The sequence below is a fragment of the Actinoplanes sp. NPDC026670 genome, assembly GCF_040638175.1.
Classification (GTDB): Bacteria; Actinomycetota; Actinomycetes; order Mycobacteriales; family Micromonosporaceae; genus Actinoplanes.
This window is the reverse complement of the sequence record NZ_JBEZXU010000012.1, coordinates 128,351-151,661: the sequence shown is the minus strand read 5'-3', so window position 1 is coordinate 151,661 and position 23,311 is coordinate 128,351. Positions and strand designations below refer to the sequence as shown.

The 23,311-nt window shown below is 70.3% G+C and carries 16 protein-coding genes; 6 read left to right on the top strand and 10 right to left on the bottom strand.

Annotation, left to right across the window (positions count from 1 at the left end; genetic code table 11):
- Positions 1 to 275 precede the first annotated feature (275 nt).
- The 3 genes from AB0E94_RS14620 to AB0E94_RS14610 all read right to left on the bottom strand — a co-directional run bounded on the left by AB0E94_RS14620 (position 276) and on the right by AB0E94_RS14610 (position 3,457).
- Positions 276 to 1,130: a carbohydrate ABC transporter permease gene (locus AB0E94_RS14620; RefSeq protein WP_360326294.1), complete on the bottom strand. Its 855-nt coding sequence runs from the start codon at positions 1,128 to 1,130 to the stop codon at positions 276 to 278.
- A complete protein-coding gene (locus tag AB0E94_RS14615) occupies positions 1,127 to 2,107 on the bottom strand; it encodes a sugar ABC transporter permease (protein WP_360326292.1) in 981 nt (326 codons plus the stop codon). Before AB0E94_RS14615 ends, AB0E94_RS14620 begins: the two co-directional genes overlap by 4 nt.
- Positions 2,108 to 2,173: 66 nt before the next feature.
- The gene (locus tag AB0E94_RS14610) at positions 2,174 to 3,457 is read right to left on the bottom strand and encodes an extracellular solute-binding protein (protein ID WP_360326290.1); all 1,284 of its coding nucleotides are present in this window, start codon (positions 3,455 to 3,457) and stop codon (positions 2,174 to 2,176) included.
- A gap of 283 nt (positions 3,458 to 3,740) precedes the next feature.
- Here AB0E94_RS14610 and AB0E94_RS14605 point away from each other — a divergent pair, with 283 nt between their 5' ends.
- Entirely contained in the window at positions 3,741 to 4,754 is a 1,014-nt protein-coding gene (locus AB0E94_RS14605) for a LacI family DNA-binding transcriptional regulator (RefSeq protein ID WP_360326288.1), read from the top strand.
- Here the strand turns inward: AB0E94_RS14605 and AB0E94_RS14600 are convergent.
- Positions 4,751 to 7,222, bottom strand: coding sequence for an EAL domain-containing protein (locus AB0E94_RS14600; RefSeq protein WP_360326287.1), 2,472 nt, complete (start codon positions 7,220 to 7,222; stop codon positions 4,751 to 4,753). The two genes, AB0E94_RS14605 and AB0E94_RS14600, sit on opposite strands and share 4 nt — an antisense overlap.
- 163 nt (positions 7,223 to 7,385) lie before the next feature.
- Between AB0E94_RS14600 and AB0E94_RS14595 the strand changes: the two genes are divergently transcribed.
- Genes AB0E94_RS14595 through AB0E94_RS14585 form a run of 3 tightly spaced genes read left to right on the top strand, consistent with a single transcriptional unit; the run spans position 7,386 to position 10,866 of the window.
- On the top strand, positions 7,386 to 7,787 hold the full coding sequence (locus AB0E94_RS14595) for a PH domain-containing protein (protein ID WP_360326286.1): 402 nt from the start codon (positions 7,386 to 7,388) through the stop codon (positions 7,785 to 7,787).
- Positions 7,788 to 7,824: 37 nt separating this feature from the next.
- Positions 7,825 to 9,009 carry a PQQ-dependent sugar dehydrogenase gene (locus AB0E94_RS14590; protein ID WP_360326284.1) on the top strand — a complete coding sequence of 395 codons (1,185 nt, stop codon included), beginning with the start codon at positions 7,825 to 7,827 and terminating at the stop codon, positions 9,007 to 9,009.
- A gap of 48 nt (positions 9,010 to 9,057) precedes the next feature.
- On the top strand, positions 9,058 to 10,866 hold the full coding sequence (locus AB0E94_RS14585) for a metallophosphoesterase (protein ID WP_360326283.1): 1,809 nt from the start codon (positions 9,058 to 9,060) through the stop codon (positions 10,864 to 10,866).
- Between the two features lie 632 nt (positions 10,867 to 11,498).
- On the opposite strand, the gene AB0E94_RS14580 is transcribed toward AB0E94_RS14585, so the two are convergent.
- The gene (locus AB0E94_RS14580; protein WP_360326281.1) at positions 11,499 to 12,575 is read right to left on the bottom strand and encodes a hypothetical protein; all 1,077 of its coding nucleotides are present in this window, start codon (positions 12,573 to 12,575) and stop codon (positions 11,499 to 11,501) included.
- A gap of 135 nt (positions 12,576 to 12,710) precedes the next feature.
- Here AB0E94_RS14580 and AB0E94_RS14575 point away from each other — a divergent pair, with 135 nt between their 5' ends.
- Positions 12,711 to 13,748 (top strand): hypothetical protein, encoded by a 1,038-nt coding sequence (locus AB0E94_RS14575; protein ID WP_360326280.1) that lies wholly within the window; start codon positions 12,711 to 12,713, stop codon positions 13,746 to 13,748.
- A gap of 143 nt (positions 13,749 to 13,891) precedes the next feature.
- Here AB0E94_RS14575 and gatB read toward each other — a convergent pair whose 3' ends face one another.
- Complete coding sequence (gene gatB, locus AB0E94_RS14570) at positions 13,892 to 15,385, bottom strand: Asp-tRNA(Asn)/Glu-tRNA(Gln) amidotransferase subunit GatB (protein WP_360326279.1); 1,494 nt, start codon at positions 15,383 to 15,385, stop codon at positions 13,892 to 13,894.
- 95 nt (positions 15,386 to 15,480) lie between these two features.
- On the opposite strand from gatB, the gene AB0E94_RS14565 reads away from it, so the two are divergent.
- Complete coding sequence (locus tag AB0E94_RS14565; protein ID WP_360326278.1) at positions 15,481 to 16,923, top strand: M1 family metallopeptidase; 1,443 nt, start codon at positions 15,481 to 15,483, stop codon at positions 16,921 to 16,923.
- Between the two features lie 36 nt (positions 16,924 to 16,959).
- On the opposite strand, the gene gatA is transcribed toward AB0E94_RS14565, so the two are convergent.
- From gatA to ligA, 4 genes are all read right to left on the bottom strand, one after another.
- Positions 16,960 to 18,423 (bottom strand): Asp-tRNA(Asn)/Glu-tRNA(Gln) amidotransferase subunit GatA, encoded by a 1,464-nt coding sequence (gatA, locus tag AB0E94_RS14560; RefSeq protein ID WP_360326277.1) that lies wholly within the window; start codon positions 18,421 to 18,423, stop codon positions 16,960 to 16,962.
- 3 nt (positions 18,424 to 18,426) lie between these two features.
- Positions 18,427 to 18,726 (bottom strand): Asp-tRNA(Asn)/Glu-tRNA(Gln) amidotransferase subunit GatC, encoded by a 300-nt coding sequence (gene gatC, locus AB0E94_RS14555; protein ID WP_317790419.1) that lies wholly within the window; start codon positions 18,724 to 18,726, stop codon positions 18,427 to 18,429.
- The gene (locus tag AB0E94_RS14550) at positions 18,699 to 20,768 is read right to left on the bottom strand and encodes a bifunctional diguanylate cyclase/phosphodiesterase (RefSeq protein WP_360326276.1); all 2,070 of its coding nucleotides are present in this window, start codon (positions 20,766 to 20,768) and stop codon (positions 18,699 to 18,701) included. Before AB0E94_RS14550 ends, gatC begins: the two co-directional genes overlap by 28 nt.
- Positions 20,769 to 20,893: 125 nt before the next feature.
- The gene (gene ligA, locus AB0E94_RS14545) at positions 20,894 to 23,272 is read right to left on the bottom strand and encodes an NAD-dependent DNA ligase LigA (protein ID WP_360326366.1); all 2,379 of its coding nucleotides are present in this window, start codon (positions 23,270 to 23,272) and stop codon (positions 20,894 to 20,896) included.
- Positions 23,273 to 23,311 lie beyond the last annotated feature (39 nt).

The window sequence follows — 23,311 nt, the reverse complement described above, 5'->3', positions numbered from 1 at the left end:
TCACCTGCGCACGGGCTTAGCTTTCGCTGAAAAAGTGGTGTGAGTCCTACGCCGGTAGCCGCCGGAGGCGGGGAACTGGCGCATTGTGTCTGTGAACTGCGTTGCCCGTACCGATGCGAGGTCGGAAAGCGTGAGGCCCGCCCACCGTGAGCCGGTGGGCGGGCCTCGCGTTGTCGCTACGTCGTGTCTTGACGTGTTGACGTGATGCATTGAGTTGACGTCTTGATCGCATTGATCGGACGTCTCTACTCGAGGGCGCTTCTACTCGAGGGCGCTTACTTGAGCGCGCCCTCCATGATGCCGCGGACCAGTTGACGGCCGCCGACCAGCAGCAGGATGACGAGCGGCACGGTCGCCACGAAGGCGCCGGCCAGCACGCGACGGTAGATCACGTAGTTTCCGCTGGCCAGGTCGGAGAGGGCGACCATCGACGTGGGGAAGTCGGTGCCGTTCAGGGTGATCAGCGGCCACTGGAAGTCGTTCCAGGTGGCCACGAACGTGAGCAGCCCCAGGACGGCGAGCGCGGGCCGGATCGCCGGGACGATGACCGTCCAGTAGATGCGCAGCGTCAGCGCGCCGTCGATACGGGCCGCCTCGACCAGCTCGTCCGGGATCGCGTGCGCGATGAACTGACGCATGTAGAAGACGCCGAACGCGCTGACCAGGCCGGGCGCGATGACCGCGATCAGCTGGCCGTTCCAGCCGAGCTTGCCCATCAGGATGTAGAGGGCGACGACGCCGAGCTGGTTCGGCACCGTCAGGGTCAGGATGACCACGAACATCAGGATGTTGTTGCCCTTGAAGCGCAGCTTCGCGAAGGCGAACCCGGCCAGCGAGCAGAAGAACAGTGTCGACGCGGTGACCGCGAGCGCCACGATGAGGCTGTTGATCAGCGACGCGGTGAAGTAGACGTCCTGCATGGTGAAGACCTCACGCAGGTTCACCATCAGCTGGTCGCCGGGGATGACCGACGGCGGTGACTTCATCACGGCGTCGTCGGTGCTCGTCGCGATGACGAACATCCAGTACACCGGGAACGCCGAGACCAGCAGGATCGCGGTCAGCCCGAGGTAGGACTTCCACGTGCCGGGGGTGTCCTGGGGCGCGCGGCTCAGCAGGCGGGTGCTCATTTTCCGCCTCCGAGGCGCCGGGTGACCAGGAAGTTGATCGCGGCCACGACCAGGATGATCAGGAACAGCGCCCAGCTCATGGCGGCCGCGTACCCGAGGTTGAGGTCACGCCAGCCGACCTTGAAGATCAGCTGCGCGATGGTGCGCCACTGGTGGTCGTAACCGCCGTTGGCCAGCGCCGGGTTCTCGTCGAAGAGCATCGGCTCGTTGAAGAGCTGCAGGCCGCCGATGGTCGAGAGGATCACGGTGAACAGCACGACCGGCTGGATCATCGGCACGGTGATGCGCCACAGCTGACGCCACGGGCCGGCGCCGTCGACCGCCGCGGCCTCGTAGACGTCCTTCGGGATCGCCTGCATCGCCGACAGGTAGAGCAGGGCGTTGTAGCCGATCCACTTCCAGTTGACCATGACGCCGATCGCGATCCAGCTGCTCCAGGTGGTGGAACGCCAGTCGAGTGGCTGCTCCTCACCGAAGCCGACCAGGCCCAGGAACCAGTTGGCCAGGCCGTAGTCGCGGCTGAAGAAGACCGCGAAGACCAGGGTCGAGGCGGCGACCGGGGTGACGTACGGCAGCAGGATGCCGATCCGCCAGAAGGTCGCGCCGCGCAGCTTGCGGTTCAGCAGGTTCGCCAGCATCAGGGCGATCAGCAGCTGCGGAACCGTGGACAGGATGAAGATGCCGAAGGTGTTGAGCAGCGAGTCCCAGAAGTCCGAGTCGGCGAGCAGCTTGGAGAAGTTCTCCCCGCCGGCCCAACCGGTCTTTGTCGGGTCGTCGAGACGCCAGTGGCGCAGGGCCACCACGCCGTTGAAGATGATCGGGAACAGCCCGAAGATCGCGAAGAGCACGAAGAACGGCGCGATCAGCAGGTAGGGCACGGTCTTGTTGTCGAAACGGTAGAGCCAGAACTTCGCCTTTTTCGGCGGCGCGTGCTTCGGCTCCTCGGACCGCACGACGCGTACGTCGGTGAGGGACACGAGAACTCCTCGGAAGGGCCGGAAGGCGGGGCGGCCGCAGCCGCCCCGCCGTTCTTCAGGGATGGATCAGGAGCTCGCGGCCTTCTCGGCTTCCTTGACAGCCTCGGCCCAGGCGTCGGCCGACTTCAGCTGGCCCTGGCCGACCCGGTTGATCACGTTCTCCACGGCCACGCGGGTCGGGCCGTTCTTCTTGCCGAGGTACTGCGGCTTCAGGTTCTCCGCGGTGGCGGCGAAGATCTGGCCGGTCGGCGCGTTGGTGAAGAATTCCTTCTTGTAGTCGAGCACGTTCGGGTCCTTGTAGAGCGCCGGCTGCGAGGGCAGGTTGCCGACCGTCTTGAAGACCTCGATCTGCTGCTCGGGCTGGATCAGCCACTCGACGAACTTGTACGCCTCGTCGACGTTCTTGCCCTGCTTGGGGATGGTCCACCAGGAACCGCCCCAGTTACCGCCGCCGCCCGGGATCGCGGCGATGTCCCACTTGCCGGCCTGGTTCGGCGCGGTCTTCTGGATGTGACCGAGCATCCACGCCGGGCAGGCGAGGACGGCGAACTGGTCCTTGGTGAAGCCCTGGTCCCAGTTCGGCTGGAAGCTGGCCAGGTTGGCCGAGATGCCGGAGTCGAGGGCCTTGGTGGCCACGTCGAACGCGACCTTCGGGCCGCCCTCCATCTGGAGCTGCTCCTGCTCGTTGTAGAAGCCGACCGGCTGCTGCGAGAGGACCGGGTTGAACAGGTTGGTGGCCGAGTCGACGAACTTCTTCTTCGTCTTGTCGGTGTAGGTCTTGCCGGTGGCCAGGAACGCGTCCCAGGTCGGCCAGAGCTTCGAGACGGCGTCCCGGTCGGTGGGCAGGCCGGCCGCCTTGAACAGGTCGGTCCGGTAGCACATGGCCAGGCCGCCGACGTCGGTGCCGAGACCGATCTGCTTGCCGTCGGCCGACTTCGAGGCCGCCCACTTCCACGGCAGGTACTTCGACTCGAGCGCGCCGGCGCCCTTGTCGGTCAGGTTCACGAACTGGTCGGCCTGGCTGCGGAACTGAACGATGAAGCCCTCGTCGACCGCCGAGATGTCCGGCGCGCCGGAGCCGGCGACCAGCTTCTTCTGCAGGTCCTCGTGCTGGGCGTTGTACTCGCCCGAGTTCAGCACGATCTTGACGTTGGGGTGGTCCTTCTCGTATTTGGCCTTGAGCGCGTCCAGGCCCATGTCGCCCCAGAAGTTGACCTTCAGGGTGATCTGCCCGTCGCCGCTGCTGGAGTTGTTGCCCTCCAGCGCCTGGCCACTGCAACCGGTTATCGCCAGCGCGGCCACGAGGCCGGCGGCGCCCACGCGCAGGGCGCGGCGTCCGAACTGTTCCATGTCATTTCCTCCGCAAGGAGATCCGCATCACTGAACCGGGTAAGTTGGGGGAACCGTAAGCCCGGCTTTCAGCGGTGTCAATAGCCGGTTACGGGCGCGCTCCCAGTACGTATCAAGCCGGATTTTTCGGACGGGCAGAAATCGACGGTTTACATCACGAGCCGTGTGCCGTAACACTTAACCGATCAAGCGAGCGTTCAGCGAGGGTCCAGCGTCGAGGGAGCCCGGCGGCCACTGCGCCGCGCCCGATAAGCTCGGCGGCAGTGGGGACAGAGGAGATTGAGTGAAGCGGCCCACCATCGCCGACATCGCACGGCGGGCCGGCGTGTCCAAGGGCGCCGTGTCGTATGCCCTCAACGGCCAGCCCGGCGTCTCCGAGGCGACCCGCAAGCGCATCCTGTCGATCGCCGAGGAGATCGGGTTCAACGCCAACAGCGCGGCCCGGGCCCTCTCCGGCGCCCGCGCCCGTGCCGTCGGTCTCACCCTGTGCCGCCCCGCCCGGATCCTCGGCATCGAGCCCTGGTTCATGGGGCTGATCAGCGGTTTCGAGGCCGAGCTGGGCGCCCGCTCGTATGCGTTGACCCTCCAGGTGGTGGCCACCCCCGAGCAGGAGGTCGAGGTCTACCGCCGCTGGTGGGGTGAGCGCCGGATCGACGGCGTGATCGTCACCGACATCCGCGAGGACGACATCCGCATCCCGGTCCTCCAGCAGCTCCAGCTACCGGCGGTGGTGATCGGCGGCCCCGGCGACACCGGCCCGATCGCGCAGATCTGGTCCGACGACGCGGGCGCCATCACCGAGGCCGTGCGTTACCTGGTCGCTCTCGGCCATCACAAGATCGCCCGGGTCAGCGGCGTGTCCGACCTGCTGCACACGCAGAACCGGACGAAGGCCTTCGAGAACGTCTGCGCCGCCCTCGGGCTGGACAACGCGATCACCATCCCGGCCGATTACACGGGCGAGGAGGGCAGCCGCGCCACCCGGCGGCTCCTGATCGGCGGCGATCGGCCCACCGCGATCATCTACGACAACGACGTGATGGCGGTCGCCGGCCTGGCCGTCGCCCAGGAGATGGGGCTCTCCGTCCCCGGCGACCTGTCCATCGTGGCCTGGGACGACTCACCGCTGTGCAGCCTCGTGCATCCGCCGCTCACCGCGCTCAGCCGGGACATCTCAGCCTATGGGGCACAGGCCGCCCTGGAGCTGCTGAACGCGATCGACGGCCGCACCGTGGGCAACGTCGAGGCGGGCCGGGTGCACCTCACCCCGCGCGGGAGCACCGCACCGCCACGCTAGCGCCGGTGGCTGTCCAGGTATGCCTCGACCCGTTCGGCGGGACCGGGATGACCCAGCGCGAACCCCTGGCCGTACCGGCAGCCGGACTCCTTGGCCCGGGCGATGTCGTCGTCCGACTCCAGCCCCTTGGCGACGATGTCCAGTCCGAGCCGGCGACCGAGACTGACCACCACGTCGACCACCGATCGGTCGGACATCAACGCCGGGCTCAGCTTCAGCATGTCCACCGGCAGCCGCCGCAGGTGCGACAGGGACGTCTGGCCCGAGCCGAAGTCGTCGAGCGCCGCCTTCACCCCGAGTTTCCGTAGCCCGGCCAGGGCGGCCACGATCGCCGGCACGTCCTCGTCGATCCATGTCTCGGCCACCTCGACGACCAGCCGCTCCGGGGCCAGGCCGTGCCGGCGCAGGGTCGCGCCCACCTGCTCCGGGAACCGGGCGGTCAGCAGCTCCCGCGGGCCGACGTTCACCGACAGCCAGAACTCGTCGCCCACCGCCCATCCGGCCAGGCGGCGGCAGGACTCCTCCAGCACCCATTCGTCCAGCTCGGCGGTGATCCCCAGCGCCGCCGCGATCGGCAGCAGCTCCTTCGGCGGGATCGGGCCCAGCTCCGGGTGCCGCCAGCGCAGCAACGCCTCCACTCCGGCCGGGCGGCCGTCGGCCAGCCCGGAGACCGGCTGGAACACCAGGTCCAGCTCACCCCGGGCGGCCGCGCCGAGCAGCTGCTGTTCCAGCTCCATCCGGCGGTGCAGCTGGATCTCGACGTCCGGGTCGTACCACTCCACCCGGTCCCGGCCCAGTTGGCAGGCGCGCTGCCGGGCCAGGTCGGCGTGCCGCAGCACCTCGTCCGAGTCGGCGCCGCCGGCCAGCTCGGCCAGGCCCACGCTGGTGTGCAGGTCGACAGTCGCGCCGGGCAGCGGGTACGGCTCGGCCAGCTTGGTGACGATCCGGCTGGCCAGGGCGTAGGCGGGCACCGACGAATCCGGGGTGAGCACCGCGAACTCGTCACCACCGAGCCGGGCCGCCACGTCGTCGCCGCCGATCAGGGCCCGCAGCCGACGGGCCACCTCGATCAGCACCGCGTCGCCCACCTCCCGGCCCCGGGCGTCGTTGATCTCGGCCAGCCCGTGCAGGTCGATCACCAGCAGGGTCCCGCGCCGGCCCGGCTGCCGGCGCAACGCGAGCAGGTCCCGCATCAGTGCCTGCCGGTTCGCGAGGCCGGTCAGCTGGTCCAGGTAGGAGAGGCGGTGCAGGGTGCGTTCCAGATGTCGACGTTCCCCCACATCGCGTACGTGTACGACGAGCGCCGCCACCTCAGGGACCCGGCGCAGGTCGGAGATGGTCGACTCGGTGTCCCGCCACATCTCGGCGCCGTCCCGCAACCGGGCGCTGACCAGCACCGGCGGGCCGCCCTCGGGCTCACCGGCGAGCACCGACCCGATCACCGCGAGCGCGTCCACCACGTCGTCCGGGTGGATCAGCTCACGGAACCCCCGGCCGAGCACCTCCTGGTCCCGCAGCCCGAACAGGCGCGCCGCCGCCGGTGACTGCCAGCGGACGGTCAGCCGCTCGTCGAGCACCAGGGTCAAGTCGGTCGCGCCGGCCACCAGGGAACGGAAATGCGCCTCGGTGACCCGCAACCGCCCGGCGTACCGGCGGATGTCACGGACCACCAGCAGCTCCCGGACGACGAGCACACTGACCATCACGAGACCGAAAACGATCGCCTCGGTGCCGAACTCCTCGACGGCCAGCAGATGCCAGATCGCGGCCACCACGCCCACCGCGGCCGGCACCGCCAGCAGCGGATAACTGGCCAGGTACTGATCCGGGTTGCGCGGCTCCAGCGGCGGGAGCGGCAGGCCCCGGCGCGAGCCGCCCCACGCCGAGGCGCTCAGCCCGGCCACCACGCCCAGGCCGGCCAGCAGCGCCGCCGGGCCGGTCGCCTCGAACGCCAGCACGGCCAGGCAGAACATCACCAGCGAGGTGCCCGCCCCGCACCAGGCGGACGCCCGCGGGCGGGGCCGGGCCCGCAGCACGATCACCGTGACGATCGCGATGCCACCCGCGGCGATCAGCAGCGCCGGGACCGCGTCGGGGCGGTTCGACGCCGCCGGGACCAGGTAGATCGCGAAACCCAGGCTGACACCGAGACCGACCCCGTCGTACGCCCGCCGCAGCCGGACCACCCAGTTGCTCGCCGCGCCGGGCAGCAGCGACGTGCCGGCCACGAAACAGGCCGCGGCGACGGCCAGACCGGTGGTGATCCAGGCGGACGGGTGCGCCGGCGCCCACCACGGGACCAGCCCGGTGAGCCCGGTGACGAGGGCGCCCATACCGACCAGGCCGGCGCCCCGGCACGAGGCGAAAGCCTTCTCGGCACGGTGCAGCGCCAGGGCGGCGCGGATGAGGACGGCGCCCGCACACAGACCGGCGGCGCCGATCGCCCCCGCGAGCAGCACGGCGATCATCGACGAGTCCTCTGCTTCAGGGAACTGCACCGGGTCAACGACGGTCCCCGGATCGGGTTACGGCACGGCGTGTCGTCGTCCCACGAACGGATCGTCGACCATCCAGCGATGACGGTCAACTGCTGCCGGTCCGGCACGACCGCCGGCCGGAGCGGGTGGGAGGATGGGAGACGTGAGCAGTAGCCCCGTTCTCCGCGTCCGCAAATCCGGCGCCGTGCTGGTCGCCGCGTTGATCGCGCTCGTCGGCACGATGCCGGTCGCCGGCTCCTCCTGGGCTCTGAGCCCGCTCTTCCTGATCCCGATCGCGGTCCTGGTGTGGGCGTGGCGGGCCGGCACCGACGTCTACCCCGAGGAGCTGCGGGTCCGCGCCCTCTTCGGCGGCAGCCGGGTCCCGTTCGCCCGGATCACCGAGCTCGCGCCGGACGAGCGCGGCCGCGTCTCGGCGCTGCTCGACAACGGCAACGTCATCCGGCTCACCGGCGTGACCCGGGAGAATCTGCCGCGGGTGCTGGAGGCGAGCGGCCACCCGGTCGGGGCCGGTCAGCGGGACGCCGCCGATCAATGAGCCGGTTCTGTCAGACGGCGCGGCTACCCTGGTCGGCATGACCGGAGGGGGTGGTTGGGCCGTGCGATTCCGCCGGAGCCGTGCCATGGCCGCGAGTTCGGTGGCCCTGCTGGCGCTGACCGCCGGGTGCAGCTTCGGGCCACCCGGGCCGGACCAGGCCGGTTCCCCGCCCAACCTGCCCCGCCCGTCGGCCGCGCCGACCGCCGGCGGTGACGACGCCTCCCGCGAGCTGGCGATCACCGTGCTGGCGAAGAATCTGGAGATCCCCTGGGGCATCGCGTTCCTGCCCGATGGCGGCGCGGTGGTCACCGAGCGAGACACCGCCCGCATCCTGAAGGTCGGACCCGAGTCGACCTCGGGCGGCCTCAAGGTCACCGAGCTGCGGCGGCTCAACGAGGTCCGCGCCGCCGGTGACGGTGGCCTGCTCGGCATCGCCGTCTCCCCCGGCTACAAGACCGACAAGACGTTGTTCGTCTACTACTCCACCGATCACGACAACCGGATCGGCAAGCTGGTCGGCGAGGGCCAGTTGGAGCCCATCCTCACCGGTATCCCCCGGTCGGCCGAGCACAACGGCGGCGCCCTGGCCTTCGGCCCGGACGGGTTCCTCTACGCCGGCACCGGCGACGGGACGCCCGCCGGCAGCCAGGCGCAGAGCGCCAAGAGCCTCGGCGGCAAGATCCTGCGGATCACCACGGCCGGCAAGCCGGCGCCCGGCAACCCGGTCAAGACCTCCCCGGTCTGGACCTCCGGTCACCGCAACGTGCAGGGCCTGACCTGGGACAAGACCAAGAGGATGTATGCGACTGAGCGCGGCCAGACGGTCAGCGCCGAGCTCAACGTGGTGGTGAAGGGTAAGAACTACGGCTGGCCCAAGGCCGACGGCGAGAGCACCGACGCCAAGTTCACCAATCCGCTGGCCTCCTGGCCCGACGAGACGTCGTCCTGCGCCGGGGTGGCCGTCCTGGAGAGCATGGTCGCCACCGCCTGCCTGCTCGGCCAGCGGCTCCAGTTGCTCGACGTGACAGCCACCGGCACCGTGCTGGGCAGCCCGCTGGAGTTGCTGACCGGCGAGTTCGGACGGCTTCGAGCCGTGGTCACCGCACCGGACGGATCATTCTGGGTGGGCACCTCCAACCAGGAGGACGCCGGCAGTCCCGGCCCGGAGGATGATCGGGTCCTCCGGCTGGTCTTCTCCGACGGCGGCGCCGGCCGGAGTTGACGGCCATGACTGTTTCGTCCCGAGCCCGATAGGGCAGGTGAGGCCCCGATGACAGAAGAGCTGCCCTCATGGCGACAGCGGTGGCGCCCGGCCATCGATTCTCTTCGGCAGGCCCTCACCTTCTCCGGCCGGATGTTCCGGCACGACTCGGCCCGGCGGGCCCTCTCCTTCCCCGGCCGGGCGTTCAGGCACAGCTCGGCCCGGCGGGCCCTCGCCTTTCCCGGCCGGATGTTCCGGCACCACTGGACCCGGCGGGCCTTCGCCTTTCCCGGCCGAGTGTTCCGGCACGACTGGGCCCGGCGGGCCTTCGCTTTTCCCGGCCGGGTGTTCCGGCATCGCTGGGCCCGGCGGGTGCGGGTGGGGACGGCTGTCGGGCTCATCGGAGTGGCCGGCGCCCTCATCGGGGTGATGCTGTTCGCGCGGGCCGACATCAACGTGGGGCCGTTCAGCGCCGAGATGTCGGTCGTGCCGTCGGTCACCGGCGGCACCGAGATCAACATCCCGCCGCTCGGGTCCCTGCATCTGGACAGTCACCGTGGCCCGGTCCACCTGCGGGTCGCTCTCGGCTCCCTGGACCAGAGCCGCACCGAGGCGCTCATCGACAACCCGTCGGCGATCAGCTCGGCCGGTGACCGGGCAGTCGACGAGGTGGTCGCCGGGGTGTCCCGGCTCGGGCTGCGCACCATGGGCCTGGCCGTGCTCGGCGCGCTGCTGCTGGCCGCGCTGACCTTCCGCGACATGCGGCGCACCGCTGCGGCCGGGGTGACCGCGCTGGTCGTCACCGGCGGCAGCCTCGGCCTGGCCGCCGGCACCCTGCGCCCCGACTCGATCAGCGAGCCACGCTACGAGGGCCTGCTGGTCAACGCGCCGGCCGTGGTCGGTGACGCCAGGCGGATCGCCGACAACTACGGGCGGTATGCGGAGCAGCTCCAGACCATCCTCGGCAACGTCAGCCGGGTCTACTCGACCATCTCGGCGCTGCCCGTCTACGAGCCGGCCGGCAACACCACCCGTCTGCTGCACGTCTCCGACCTGCATCTGAACCCGGCGTCATGGGGCCTCATCCGGACCGTCGTGGAGACCTTCGAGATCGACGCGGTGATCGACACGGGCGACATCGTCGACTGGGGCAGCAGCGCCGAGACCGGCTACGTGTCGTCGATCCCGTCGATCCAGGTGCCGTACATCTACGTGCGCGGCAACCACGACTCGGCCGCCATCCAGGCCGCCGTCGCCGCCCAGAGCAACGCGGTCGTCCTCGACAACGGCCTCACCGAGATCGACGGGCTGACCATCGCCGGCATCGGCGACCCGCAGTTCACCCCGGACAAGAGCGAGACCAACGAGGCGGGTGACGAGTCCGGCCCCGAACTGCTGACCACCGCCGGGGAGAATCTCGCCCAGACGATCCGCGGCTCCGGCAAACAGGTCGACATCGCCCTGGTGCACGACCCGGCGATGGCACAGCCGCTGTCCGGCCTGGTCCCGCTGGTCCTCGCCGGTCACCAGCACGCCCGCTCGGTCGCCATGCTGCCCGCGCCGGCCCCGCCCACACCCGACCCGTCGGCGTCGGCCTCCCCCGCCCCGTCCCCGTCGGCGCTCGCCCTGATCCAGCCCGCGGTCCCGACCCGGCTCATGGTGGAGGGCTCCACCGGCGGCGCCGGCCTGCGCGGCCTGGAACACGAGGACCCGACCCCGCTGAGCCTGTCGGTCCTCTACTTCGACGAGAAGCGCGAGCTCAAGGCCTACGACGACATCCAACTCGGCGGAACCGGCCAGTCCAACGTGGAGATGCAGCGAAACGTGATCGGCCTCGAGGACGCGGCCACCCCGACACCCACCCCTTCCACCTCATAGGGCGACTGCCCCCTCGCCACCCGCGGCCCGCCACCTTCCACGACCCGCCCCTCCGCGGACCGCCACCCTCCGCGGACCGCTACCTTTCCCCGCCGCCTTCTGCGGCCCGCCACCTTCCGCGTGATCTTGTTATGTTGCGCCTGGCTGTGAAGCGACTTCAGGGCTTTCGCCGGCCCCGGGGTCGATTCCTCTGCTGTGCGAGGTTTCCCACCCAGCCTTCGCGCTATCGCAACGGGTCACGCATGCAACTAGGACGTCGGGTCGCGGCGGGAATGTCACATTCGCAGAGGATTCATCCCCGGCCAGCCGGGGCAGATCTTGCACGTTTATCCACCTTCGCGGCGATCTTGCATGGTTCTTCATGTCTGGGCATGTTTTTTCGTGCAAGGTCCACTACGCCGGGGAGACCTTGCAGCCTTCTTCATGTTGGGGGGCGGAAAGGGCTGCAAGATCGGCGCGAGCATGAAAAGTCGTGCAAGATCCGAGGGCGGCGAGGCGTAGGCGGCGAGGCGCTACCGGCCGAGGCGGCGCGGGGCGAGGCGGCGCGGGGCGAGGCCGCGCGGGTCGAGGCCGCGCGGGTCGAGGCGGCGCAGGGCGAGGCGGCGCAGGGCGAGGCGGCGCAGGGCGAGGCGTTAGCGGTTGAGGCGGCGTAGGTTGAGGAGCAGGGTGCCGCTGTCCAGGCCCTCGGGGTCGATCTCGATCGTGTATGTGCCCGCCGAGGAACTGAACGCCAGGACGGCGGTGGGTTTCGCGGCGGTCATCGTGGCGTCCACCACGTCCAGGCCGGCTGGGGTCCGTACCCGCAGAAGGGTGTTGGATTTTGTGGTCAAGGTTTCCGGACGGGCCGTCAACTGGAACTGCTCGGCCTCGGCGGCGTGGAAGGTGACGTAGGCGCGCTCGCCCGGCTGACCGAAAGTGATCCGCGCCGGCTTGCCCGGGGTCAGGGTGGCGGTCACCGAGCCGGTCAGCTGCACCGTCACGGTGCCGGTCCGATCGGTGTCCGGGTTGACCTCGATGGTGTGCCGGCCGGTTTCGGTGACGTCGAAGTCCAGCGTCCGGTAGTCGGATTCGTAGCCGACCGCCCCCGACATGTTCAGTTCACCGGACGGGCCACGGACGTCGAGGTAGGTGTACTCGTCCTTGGACAGGGTTCCGCGCCGGGCCACCACGGTGAGGTGCTGCCCGGCGGTGGCCTGGAAGGTCAGAAACGCGCGTTCGCCCGGACGGCCGATGGTCACCGTCCGGGCCGGGCCGCGCAGAGTCACCGTGCCGGTGGCCGCTCCGGCCAGGCTGACCAGCAGCGTTCCGCGGTCCTTGGCGGTGCGGGGGTTGATCCGCACGGTGTACGACCCGGCCGCCGGCGCGGTGAAGTCGACGCTGACGCTGGCCCACGTGACGATCAGCGTGCCCTCGGCCACCGTCCTGCCGTCGCGGACGATCGTCAGGTCGGTGTTGTCGACGGCGGTCAGGCTCCGGCGCTGGGCGAGCACGGTGAGGCGCTGACCGGCGGTGGCCTGAAAGCGCAGGGTGGCCGGCCCCGTCAGGTCGAGCAGGATGCCGGGACCGCCGACGGTGAGCTGCCGGTCGGCCGGGCGGGCCGCGGCGGAGGCTGCCGATCCGTACGCCGGAGCCGATGATCCGACGGCCAGAACGGTCGCCAGCGCGACGGCGAGCCGGAAGCGACGGGAAGCCGCGGAGTGCACTGCCACCGGGGCAGATTAGGCCGTTCATGCTGCGAATTCGGAGGTAACGCGGCAAATTCCACCCGGCGCGGGAAAAGGCGGATGCCGTCGAGATCGAAGATCAACTATCGTGACGCGGCCACTTCTCCAACGGGGGTATCCATGAGCGACAGTCCACCCGGGTCCATCAGCCCGTCACGCGCCTGGGAACTGGGCACCGGCGCCCTCCTGCTGGCCATCGCCGGGGCAGGGGGCTTCGTCATCACCTCGCTCGTCCTCGCCGCGGTCCTGATCTCGTTCCTGCGCAGCGACGACGTCGACCCGCCACCCCTTGCGAACTGGATCATCGAGGAGGCGGACACCGTCGTCGGGATCGAGGTGCTCGGCTTCGTTCTGACCATCGTGTACATCATCGGCTTCTTCGTCTGGCGGAGCCGGACCCGGGCCCTGGTCCGCGGGTTCGGAATCGACCCGAAGAGCCTGACCAAACACCCTGGTGTCACGACGTGGGCCGTCGCCTCCATCATGTCCTACTGCCTGGGGCGGGCGGCGAACGTGAACGACACCCAAAGCCTCGACGGCGTCACCGGCCTCCTTCACCTGGCCACCTTCGCAGGTGTGCTGCGTCTCGTCGGCCTGGCCAGTCTCGCGGTCGGGATCGTCGGCATCCGTCGCCGGGTTCACATGTCGCTGGCTTACCATCTACCGGTCTTCACGCCACCTCCGGCCTACGCGATGGCGCCGGCCGCCCAACCGGACCCGGTGTCGCCGCCGGCCCCGGCACGTGACGTCCCCGGAATCGACGGTCTGCCCTACGCGGACGAGGACTTCTGGCACCGGGTCCGGCAGGCCGCCACCGGCGCCGACCTGGCGCTCCTGGAGACCAGCGGGCCGAACACGCACCGCTGGGTGCTGGTCCCGGCCGATCAGGACCCGGCCGCGGTACGCGACAGCCTGGCCCCGGGCTCAGCGATCACCGTCTTCACCGAGCCGCCCGCCCGGCGCCCGACGACCGGATACCGGCCGGCTGCGGCAGCCGAATACCACGGGCTGTTGGAGAGCGCGGTGACCGGAGCACTCTGGTACCAGTCGGTCACGCCGCGGCGCCTGACGGGATTCCTGGACCGGGCCGAGACCGGCGGGCGCTGGGCGCTCTACCCGGTCGACGACCCGAACTCCCTGACCGCGCGTCTGCCCTGAAAGAAGCCCGGCCGCCTGCCTGGCCTGAAAGCCCGGCCGCCCGCCCGGTCTGGAGAGCCCGGCCGCCCGCCTGGCCTGAAACACCCCTGGAACGAGCACGACGCCCGCCCCTGAGTAATGGGAGCGGGCGTCGACCGTACAACCTAGGAAAGCCGGGCCAGGATGAGCTCGCGGACGGTCTTGGCGTCCGCCTGGCCTCGCGTGGTCTTCATGACCGCGCCCACCAGGGCGCCGGCCGCGGCGACCTTGCCGTCACGAATCTTGTCGGCGATGTCGGGGTTGGCGGCGATCGCCTCGTCGACGGCCGCGGTGAGCGCGCCGGTGTCGTTGACCACCTCGAGCCCGCGGGCGGCCATCACCTCGGCCGGGTCGCCCTCGCCGGCGACGACGCCCTCCAGGACGGTCCGGGCGAGCTTGTCGTTGAGCTTGCCCTCGTCGACCAGCTTCTGCAGCGCGGCGACCTGGGCCGGGGTCGCGCCGACGGCGGACAGCTCGATGTCGAGCTCGTTGGCGCGGCGGGCCAGCTCGCCCATCCACCACTTGCGGGCGCCGGCCGGGGACGCGCCCGCAGCGATGGTCTCCTCGATCAGGTCGACCGCGCCGGCGTTGGCCACCGACTGCATGTCCAGCTCGGAGATGCCCCAGTCCTCGCGGAGGCGGGCCCGCTTGGCGCTGGGCCGCTCCGGCAGCTCGGCCTTGAGCTGGGCGACCCACGCCGGGTCGGGCGCGATCGGCACGAGGTCGGGCTCGGGGAAGTAGCGGTAGTCGGTGGCGGTCTCCTTGGAGCGGCCCGGGCGGGTGTCGCCGGTGGTCTCCTGGAAGTGCCGGGTCTCCTGGAAGATCCGGGTGCCGACGTCGAGCAGGCCGGCCTGCCGGATGACCTCGGAACGGACCGCACGCTCGACCGAGCGCAGCGAGTTCACGTTCTTCGTCTCGGTACGGGTGCCCCACTCCTCGCCCGGCAGGTTCAGTGAGGTGTTGACGTCGCAGCGCAGCGAACCCTGCTCCATGCGGACGTCGGAGACGCCGAGGGAGCGGATGATGTCGCGCAGCTCGGCGACGTAGGCCTTGGCGATCTCGGGAGCCAGCGCGCCGAGCCCGGGGACCGGCTTGGTGACGATCTCGACGAGCGGGATGCCGGCCCGGTTGTAGTCGACCAGCGACTCGGTGGCGCCGTGGATGCGACCGGTGGCCCCGCCGACGTGCAGGGTCTTGCCGGTGTCCTCCTCGATGTGCACCCGCTCGATGCCGATCCGGTACTCCTTGCCGTCGACGACGACGTCCACGTAACCGTCGACGCAGAGGGGCTCGTCATACTGCGAGGTCTGGAAGTTTTTCGGCATGTCCGGGTAGAAGTAGTTCTTCCGGGCCATCCGGCACCACTCGGCGATGTCACAGTTGAGCGCGAGGCCGATCCGGATGGTCGCCTCGATGGCCGCGCCGTTCATCGCGGGCAGCGCGCCGGGCAGGGCGAGGCACACCGGGCAGACCTGAGTGTTCGGCTCGGCGCCGAAGTCGGTCTTGCAACCGCAGAACATCTTGGTCTGCGTGCCCAGCTCGACGTGCGTCTCCAGGCCGATCACCGTCTCGTAACGGCTGGTGGCGTCTTCGTAGGACGGCAGCGCGATGGTCGTCATGTGCGTGCGGCTCCGGCTTCAAGGACATCGGGTCAGGAGCCAAGCCTAGTCGCCCGGTCTGACAGACTTTGCATCCGCCCAGGAAGATCTACCGCATGCGCCGCACCTCGACCGTCGCCGCACTGGCCGCGACACTCCTCATCACCGGCTGCACGAAAGCCGACGAAGACAAGCCCGCGCCCACGAAGTCGACCGCCGGCGAGGTGAAGATCGACTACAGCCCCTGGGCGGCGGGCCGGTCCACGCCGGTGGCCGACAAGCTCTACCCGGAGAAGGGCAACCCCGGCCTGGACGTCCTGCACTACGGGCTGGAGCTGGACTGGAAGCCGGACACCAGGGTCCTCACCGGCACGGCCACCCTGCGGATCCGGCCGGTCGCCGACGCGAGCGAGATCAAGCTGGACTTCACCGGGCTCACCGTCGACAAGGTCACCGTCGACGAGAAGGCGGCCACCGGCACGGTCGAGAAGGAGAAGCTGGTCGTGCCCACCGCGGTCACCGCGGACCAGCCGGTGACGCTGACCGTCGCCTACCACGGCACCCCGAAACAGGTGGAGATGCCGTCGCACCGCGGCGACGCGTCCGAGGGCATCGGCATGCGGTCGTCGAAGGACGGCGTGCTCTGGACGATGCAGGAGCCGTGGGGCGCGCTCACCTGGTACCCGGTCAACGAGCACCCGTCCGACGAGGCGCTCTACGACCTGGCGGTGACCGTTCCGCAGGGCTGGGCGGCGGCCGCGAACGGCACACCCGGCAAGGTCGAGGGGAACACCTACCACTACTCCAGCGCGGATCCGGTGGCGGCGTATGTGACCACCCTGGCGGTCGACAAGTACAAGAAGATCGAGCAGACCGGGCCGCACGGGCTGAAGATCACCAACTTCGTGATGCCGAGGAGCGACGACCGCTACCTCAGCACCCTGAAGAAGACGCCGAAACTGATCGAGTGGCTGGAGGAACGGTTCGGGCCGTACCCGTACCCCTCGGCTGGCGCTCTGATGAACGGCTCGATATCGGCCATGGAGACGCAGCAGATGCTGAGCATGGGCCGGGAGGCGTTCAAGTCGAGCGACCTCAAGGAGTTCGAGGCGGTGCTCGTACACGAGTACGCCCACCAGTGGTTCGGCAACGCGGTCACCCCGGCGACCTGGACCGACCTGTGGCTCAACGAGGGCTTCGCCACCTACGTGCAGAACCTCTACGAGCAGGAGTTGTACGGGTTCGACGACGCCTACCTGGAGAAGTACCTGCGGGAGAGCGACGCCAAGCTGCGCAAGCGGGTCGGCCCGCCCGGCAAGCCGACCGCCGGCACGTTCGCCGAGAGCAACGTCTACATCTGCCCGGCGGCCATGCTCAAGGAGCTGAACGACGCGCTCGGTGACAAGAAGTTCTTCGCGCTGGCCACTGCCTGGGTGGAGAAGAACCGCAACACCAACCAGGACCGGGCGTCGTTCACCGCTTTCGTGAACGCGGAAACCGGCAAGGACTTCACCAAGCTGATCGACGCCTGGCTGGACTCGCCGACGACCCCCGCGTGAGGTCGCGAGGGGGCCGACCGGCCCCCTCGCAACACGTCAGAGCGCCGGCGGGGTGAAGGTGCCGACCGCCGACTCCAGGGCGGCGGCGACCCGGTACATCCGGTCGTCGGCCATGGTCGGGGCCATGATCTGGAAGCCGACCGGCAGGCCCTCGGAGAGACCGCACGGGACCGAGATGGCCGGGCCGCCGTACAGGTTCGTCGGGATGGTGAACAGGTCGGCGAGATACATCTGGTACGGGTCGCTGGTCCGCGACCCGAACGGGAACGCCACGAACGGGGTGGTCGGCGAGACCAGCACGTCCACCTGCTCGAACGCGGCCTGGAAGTCCCGGGTGATCAGGGTCCGGACCTTCTGCGCCTGACCGTAGTAGGCGTCGTAGTAGCCACTCGACAGCGCGTAGGTGCCGAGGATGATGCGCCGCTTGACCTCAGGGCCGAAGCCCTCGTCACGGGTCAGCGACATGACCTCCTCGAGCGACCGGTTGCCGTCGTCGCCGGAGCGCAGGCCATACCGCACGCCGTCGAAGCGGGCCAGGTTCGACGAGCACTCGCTCGGCGCGATCAGGTAGTAGGCCGGCAACGCGTACTGGAAGTTGGGGCAGGACACCTCGACGACCTCGGCGCCCAGCTTGACCAGGGCCTCCAGTGACTCCCGGAACGCGGCGGTCACGCCGGGCTCGGAGCCGTCGCCGGCGAACTCCTTGACCAGGCCCAGCTTGACCCCGGTCAGGTCGCCGCTCGCGCCCAGGCGGGCGGCGGCCACCACGTCCGGCACCGGCTGCGGGATCGAGGTCGAGTCGCGCGGGTCGTGGCCGGCGATCACCGCGTGCAGCAGGGCGGTGTCCTCGACGGTGCGGCCGCAGGGGCCGGGGGTGTCCAGCGAGGACGAGAAGGCGATCAGGCCGTAGCGGGACGTGCCGCCATACGTCGGCTTGGCGCCGACCGTGCCGGTGACCGCGCCGGGCTGGCGGATCGAGCCGCCGGTGTCGGTGCCGATCGCGAGCGGCGCCTCGTAGGCCGCGAGGGCGGCCGCCGAGCCGCCACCCGAGCCACCCGGGATACGGCCCAGGTCCCACGGGTTGTTGGTCGGGCCGTAAGCGCTGTACTCGGTGGAGGAGCCCATCGCGAACTCGTCCATGTTGGTCTTGCCGAGGATCGGCATACCGGCTGCCTTGAGCCGCTCGACGATCGTCGCGTCATACGGCGGCTTCCAGCCCTCCAGGATCTTGGAGGCGGCCGTGGTCGGGATGCCCTTGGTGGTCACCACGTCCTTGACGGCGATCGGCACACCGGCCAGCGGCCCGGTGATCTCGCCCCGGTCGACGGCCGCGGCAGCCGCGAGCGCGCCCTCACGGTCGACGTGCAGGAACGCGTGGACCCGCTCGTCCACAGCGGCGATGCGGTCCAGGTGAGCGGTCGCCACCTCGACGGCGGAGACCTCCTTCTTACCGATCAGCGAAGCCAGCTCAGCGGCGGAAAGCCTGGTCAGGTCACTCACAGGTCAGTCCTCCTCGTCCAGGATGCGCGGCACGCGGAAGCGGCCCTCGTAGGCGTCCGGCGCGCCGGACAGCGCCGCGTCCTGCGCCAGGCTCGGCGTGGGGACGTCCTCGCGATACACGTTGGTCAGCGGAACCGAGTGCGAGGTCGGCGGAATGTCCTCCGCGGCCACCTCACCGACCCGGGCGACCGACTGGAGGATCACGTCGAGCTGACCCGCAAAGCGGTCGAGCTCCTCCTCGGTCACGGCGAGCCGCGACAGGCGCGCCAGGTGCGCTACCTCTTCGCGGGAGATGGCGGCCATCCTGCCCCCTCGTTGTTCGACGTTTTAGATGTGCCCACAGAGTCTATTTCGCCGCGAATCCCGGGTCGGACCGGGCGGTACCGACCCAGCCAGTCGCGCAGATCCGCGGCGGGCATCGGCCGGGCGTGGAACCAGCCTTGCGCGGTGTGACAGCCGGCGGCGGCCAGCAGACGCCAGGTCACCTCATCCTCCACACCTTCCGCGACGGCACGGAGGCCGAGGGCCTCGGCCAGACCGACCACCGATCGTACGATCGCCGCGTCCCCGGAATCGCCGGCCATCCCGAGCACGAACGAGCGGTCGATCTTGACCTCGGACAGCGGCAGCCGGCGCAGGTGCTGGAGTGACGAGTAGCCGGTGCCGAAGTCGTCCAGCGAGATCGCCACCCCCATCCGGGACAGCCTGGTGGTCGTCTCCAGCACCCGATGCGGATCGGCCATCAGCGCGCTCTCGGTGATCTCCAGCTGCAACAGGTCGGCGGGCACGGCGTACCGGTCGAGGAGCGCGCCGACCCGGTCGGCGATGTCACCGGCGTGCAGGTCACGGGCGCTCACGTTGACCGCGGCCCGCAGTGGCGCCCCGGCGTCGCGCCACGTCGCCAGCTGGGCCACCACCTCCTCCAGCACCCGGGCGGTGAGCAGGCGCATCACCGGGGTCGGCTCGGCCGCCCGCAGCAGCTCCTCCGGCCCGATCGTGCCGCGTCGCGGGTGCCGCCAGCGCAGCAGCGCCTCCACCCCGACCACCTCGCCCGTCGCGATCGCGATCTGCGGCTGGTAGTAGAGGACTATCCCGTCGTCCGGCGGCTCCCGGCGCAGCGCCGTCCGCAGGTCGGCGACCAGGCTCAACCGGTCGGGGGTGTGCTTGGCCGCCTCCGGCCCGTGCACCGCCACCTGGTCGCCGCGCTGTTTCGCCTCGTACATCGCCGACTCCGCCTCGCGCAGCAGGGTGCTGCTGTCGCGGCGGCCGGACTGGAGCGCTATCCCGATCGAGGCGCTCAGCTCGACCGGGGTGCCGTCCAGCGGGAACGGGCGACTCAGCGCCTCAGCCAGGTGCTGGGCGATCCGCCGGGCCGACGCCGGGTCCTCGACCCGGGTGGCGAGCACCGCGAACTCGTCCCCGCCCAGGCGCACCACCAGGTCGTGGGCGGGCACCACCGCGGTGAGCCGGTCGGCGACCCGGGTCAGCAGCCGGTCGCCGGCCGCGTGGCCCAGCGCGTCGTTGACCGTACGGAACCGGTCGAGGTCGAGCAGCAGCAGCGCCCGCCGCCGGTCGGCCGGGCGCTCGGCCATCGCGGCCTGAAGGGCACGCCGGTTCGGCAGGCCGGTCAGCGGGTCGAACCGGGCGGCCCGCTCCGACTCGCCGGCCCAGCGGACCATCCGGTGCACGGCGTGCAGGGCCAGCAGGGCGAGCGGCAACAGGGCCGGGCTGACCAGGGCGGCGACCAGCACCACCGGGCCGAGCAGCAGCAGCGCGGCGGAAGCCAGCAGGTCGGCGTGCCCACGGCGGCGCCGGGCCGGCGCCCGTCCGTCCGAGGTGAGGCCGCGAACCAGGCCGGCGACCGCGTGGCGGGCGGTGATCCAGGCGACCGCCGCCACGCAGATGACCATGGCGTCCCACCAGTCGGGGCTCGGGTCGATGCGCAACCGCCCCAGGCCGGCGACTCCGGCTGCCGCGCCGAGCGCGGCCACGTGCTGGAGAGCCAGATGCACGGTACGCCGTAGCGTGTGCCGCATCCGGGCCCCGGCCACCGCGACCGCGACCAGTTGCACCGCGATCGCCGGGGCGGCGCCCCAGGCCAGCGCCACCGCGAAGGTGAAGCAGATCGACGGCAGGATCACCGCGCTGGCCCGGCGCCCGGGAACCACGTAGGGGCGGGCGTCGACCACCACCGCGAGCAGGGCCATGGCCCAGAACGCCGGTGGCAGCGCGTCGGCCGGTCCGAGCAGCAACAGCGCCAGGGCCGTGACGCCGGCCGAGGCCGTGGAGACGATCACCGTGCGCCGGTGCCGCCGGCCGTCCGTCCGTGGGCGAGCGGCATCCATGCGACCTCCACGATGGCCTCGATCACCAATCGCATACACCATAGATCCATATGGCGCTTTTTGCCTTAAAGCACCTATACGTAGTTAGAAGCCCCTAATCTCCTGAACGTCAGATCCGTCATGATTCACCCTTCCGGGGCGGCCTCGGCGACCGCGCGAGCCGCCTCCGGGCCGTCGGCCAGCAGCACGCCGAACCCGGCCTCGTCGAGCACCGGCACCTTGAGCGCCATCGCCTTGTCGTACTTGCTGCCCGGGTTCTCCCCGACCACCACGAACCCGGTCTTCTTCGACACCGTGCCGCTGACCTTGCCGCCCCGCGAGGTGATCTCCTCGGCTGCCTTGTCACGCGTGTAACCGGCCAGCGTGCCGGTCACCACCACGGTCAGGCCGTCCAGCGTGCGCGGGCCGGCCTCGACCCGCTCGTCGGCCATCACCACGCCGGCCGCCCGCCACTTCTGGACGATCTCGCGGTGCCAATCCACCGCGAACCACTCCCGCAGGCTCTGCGCGATCGTCGGCCCGACCCCCTCGACCTCGGCGAGCGGGTCGACGACCTTGGCGGCTCTCCGCTTGGCCACGGCCTCCTCCACGACCGCCTCAGCCGCGGCCGGCCCGGCTTCCGGGTCCGACTTTTCCGATAGATCGGAATCAGGAGAGACCGATTCCGAGCCGACCTCGGACGGCGACACGCCGGAAGCCGAGACGTCAGAAAGCAAGCCGTCGGAAAGCGAGGCGTCCGAGGTTGCGACGTCGGAGCTTCCGACGTCCGAAAGCGAGACGTCGGAAGACAAAACGCCCGGGTCCGAAACGGCGTCCACTGCCGACGTCCGATCGATGACCTCCTCGATCGCCGCCATCGAGCCGAACTCCAGCGCCAGCGCCCCCGCCGCATCCGGCCCGACATGCCTGATCGACAGCCCCCGCAGGATCCGGGCGAGCGGCCGCGACCTGGCCTCGGCCAGGCTGGCCAGCATCTTGGCGGCGTTCGCGCCGAGCGTGCCGTCCTTCTTCACGAAGAACGGGGCCCGCAGCAGATCCTCCGCGGTGAGGTTGAACAGGTCACCCTCGTCGAAGATCACCCCGGAGTCGATCAGCGCCCGCGCCGATTTCTCCCCCAGTACGTCGATGTCGAGCACGTTGCGATGGCCGACATAGGTCAGCCGCTCCCGGCGCTGACCCAGGCAGTAACGCGAATTCGGGCACCTGATGTCGATGTCGCCCTCCTTGGCCGGCGCCAGCGGGGTGCCGCAGTCGGGGCACTCGGCCGGCATCACGAACGCCCGCGCATCGGCCGGCCGCAGCTCCAGCACCGGCCCGAGGATCTCCGGAATGACGTCACCGGCCTTGCGCAGCACCACGGTGTCGCCGATCAGCACGCCCTTACGGACCACCTCCTGCGCGTTGTGCAGGGTGGCGAACTCGACCTCGGACCCGGCCACCACGACCGGCTCGACCACGGCATAAGGGGTGACCCGGCCGGTGCGCCCGACGTTGACCAGGATGTCGACCAGCTTAGTGGTGACCTCCTCGGGCGGATACTTGAAGGCGATCGCCCACCGCGGCGCCCGGCTCGTCGAGCCCAGCCGGCCCTGGATCGCCACGTCGTCGATCTTCACCACCACGCCGTCGATGTCGTGCTCGACGTCGTGCCGGTGCTTGCCGTAGTAGTCGATGAACTCGCGCACCCCGGCCAGGTCGTCGACCAGCCGCCAGCGGGAGCTGACCGGCAGCCCCCAGGCTTTCATCGCCGCATATGCCTCGGACTGCGAGGCGGGCGTGAACCCCTCGCGCGCGCCGAGGCCGTGCACCACCATGCCCAGCCCGCGCGCGCCGGTGACCCGTGGGTCTTTCTGCCGCAGGCTGCCGGACGCCGCGTTGCGCGGATTCATATACGTCGGTTTACCCTGCTCGACCAGCATCGCGTTGAGCGCCGCGAACGCCTCGGCCGGGAAGTAGATCTCGCCGCGCACCTCGACCAGGTCGGGCACGTCGTCGCCGGTCAGCCGCTCCGGGATGTCGGCGATGGTCCGCACGTTGGGCGTCACGTCGTCGCCGACCCGCCCGGTGCCCCGGGTGGCGGCGCGGACGAGCACACCCTTCTCATACGTCAGGTTGATCGCCAGGCCGTCGATCTTGAGCTCGCAGAGGAACCGCACCGGCCCACCGGCGTCACGCACCGCACGCTCGGCCCACGTGGTCAGCTCGTCGAGGTTGAACACGTTGTCCAGCGACATCATCCGCTCGGCGTGCTCGACCTTGGGGAAGTCGCCGGAGACCGTGCCGCCGACGGTCTGGGTCGGCGACTCGGGCGTGCGCAGCTCGGGGAACTCCGCCTCCAGCGCCTCCAGCTCACGCAGCAGGATGTCGAACTCGGCATCCGACACCGTCGGGGCGTCGAGCTGGTAATAGCGGTGCTGGTGCTCGCGGATCTCGTCGGCCAGCTCGGCATGCCGGGAAGACGCCTCGGGTGTAGCCACTGCACCGAACCTCCGTGTCAGGAATATCTAGGTGGCACGGTAGTCCCACCCCCTGACACTTTCCGC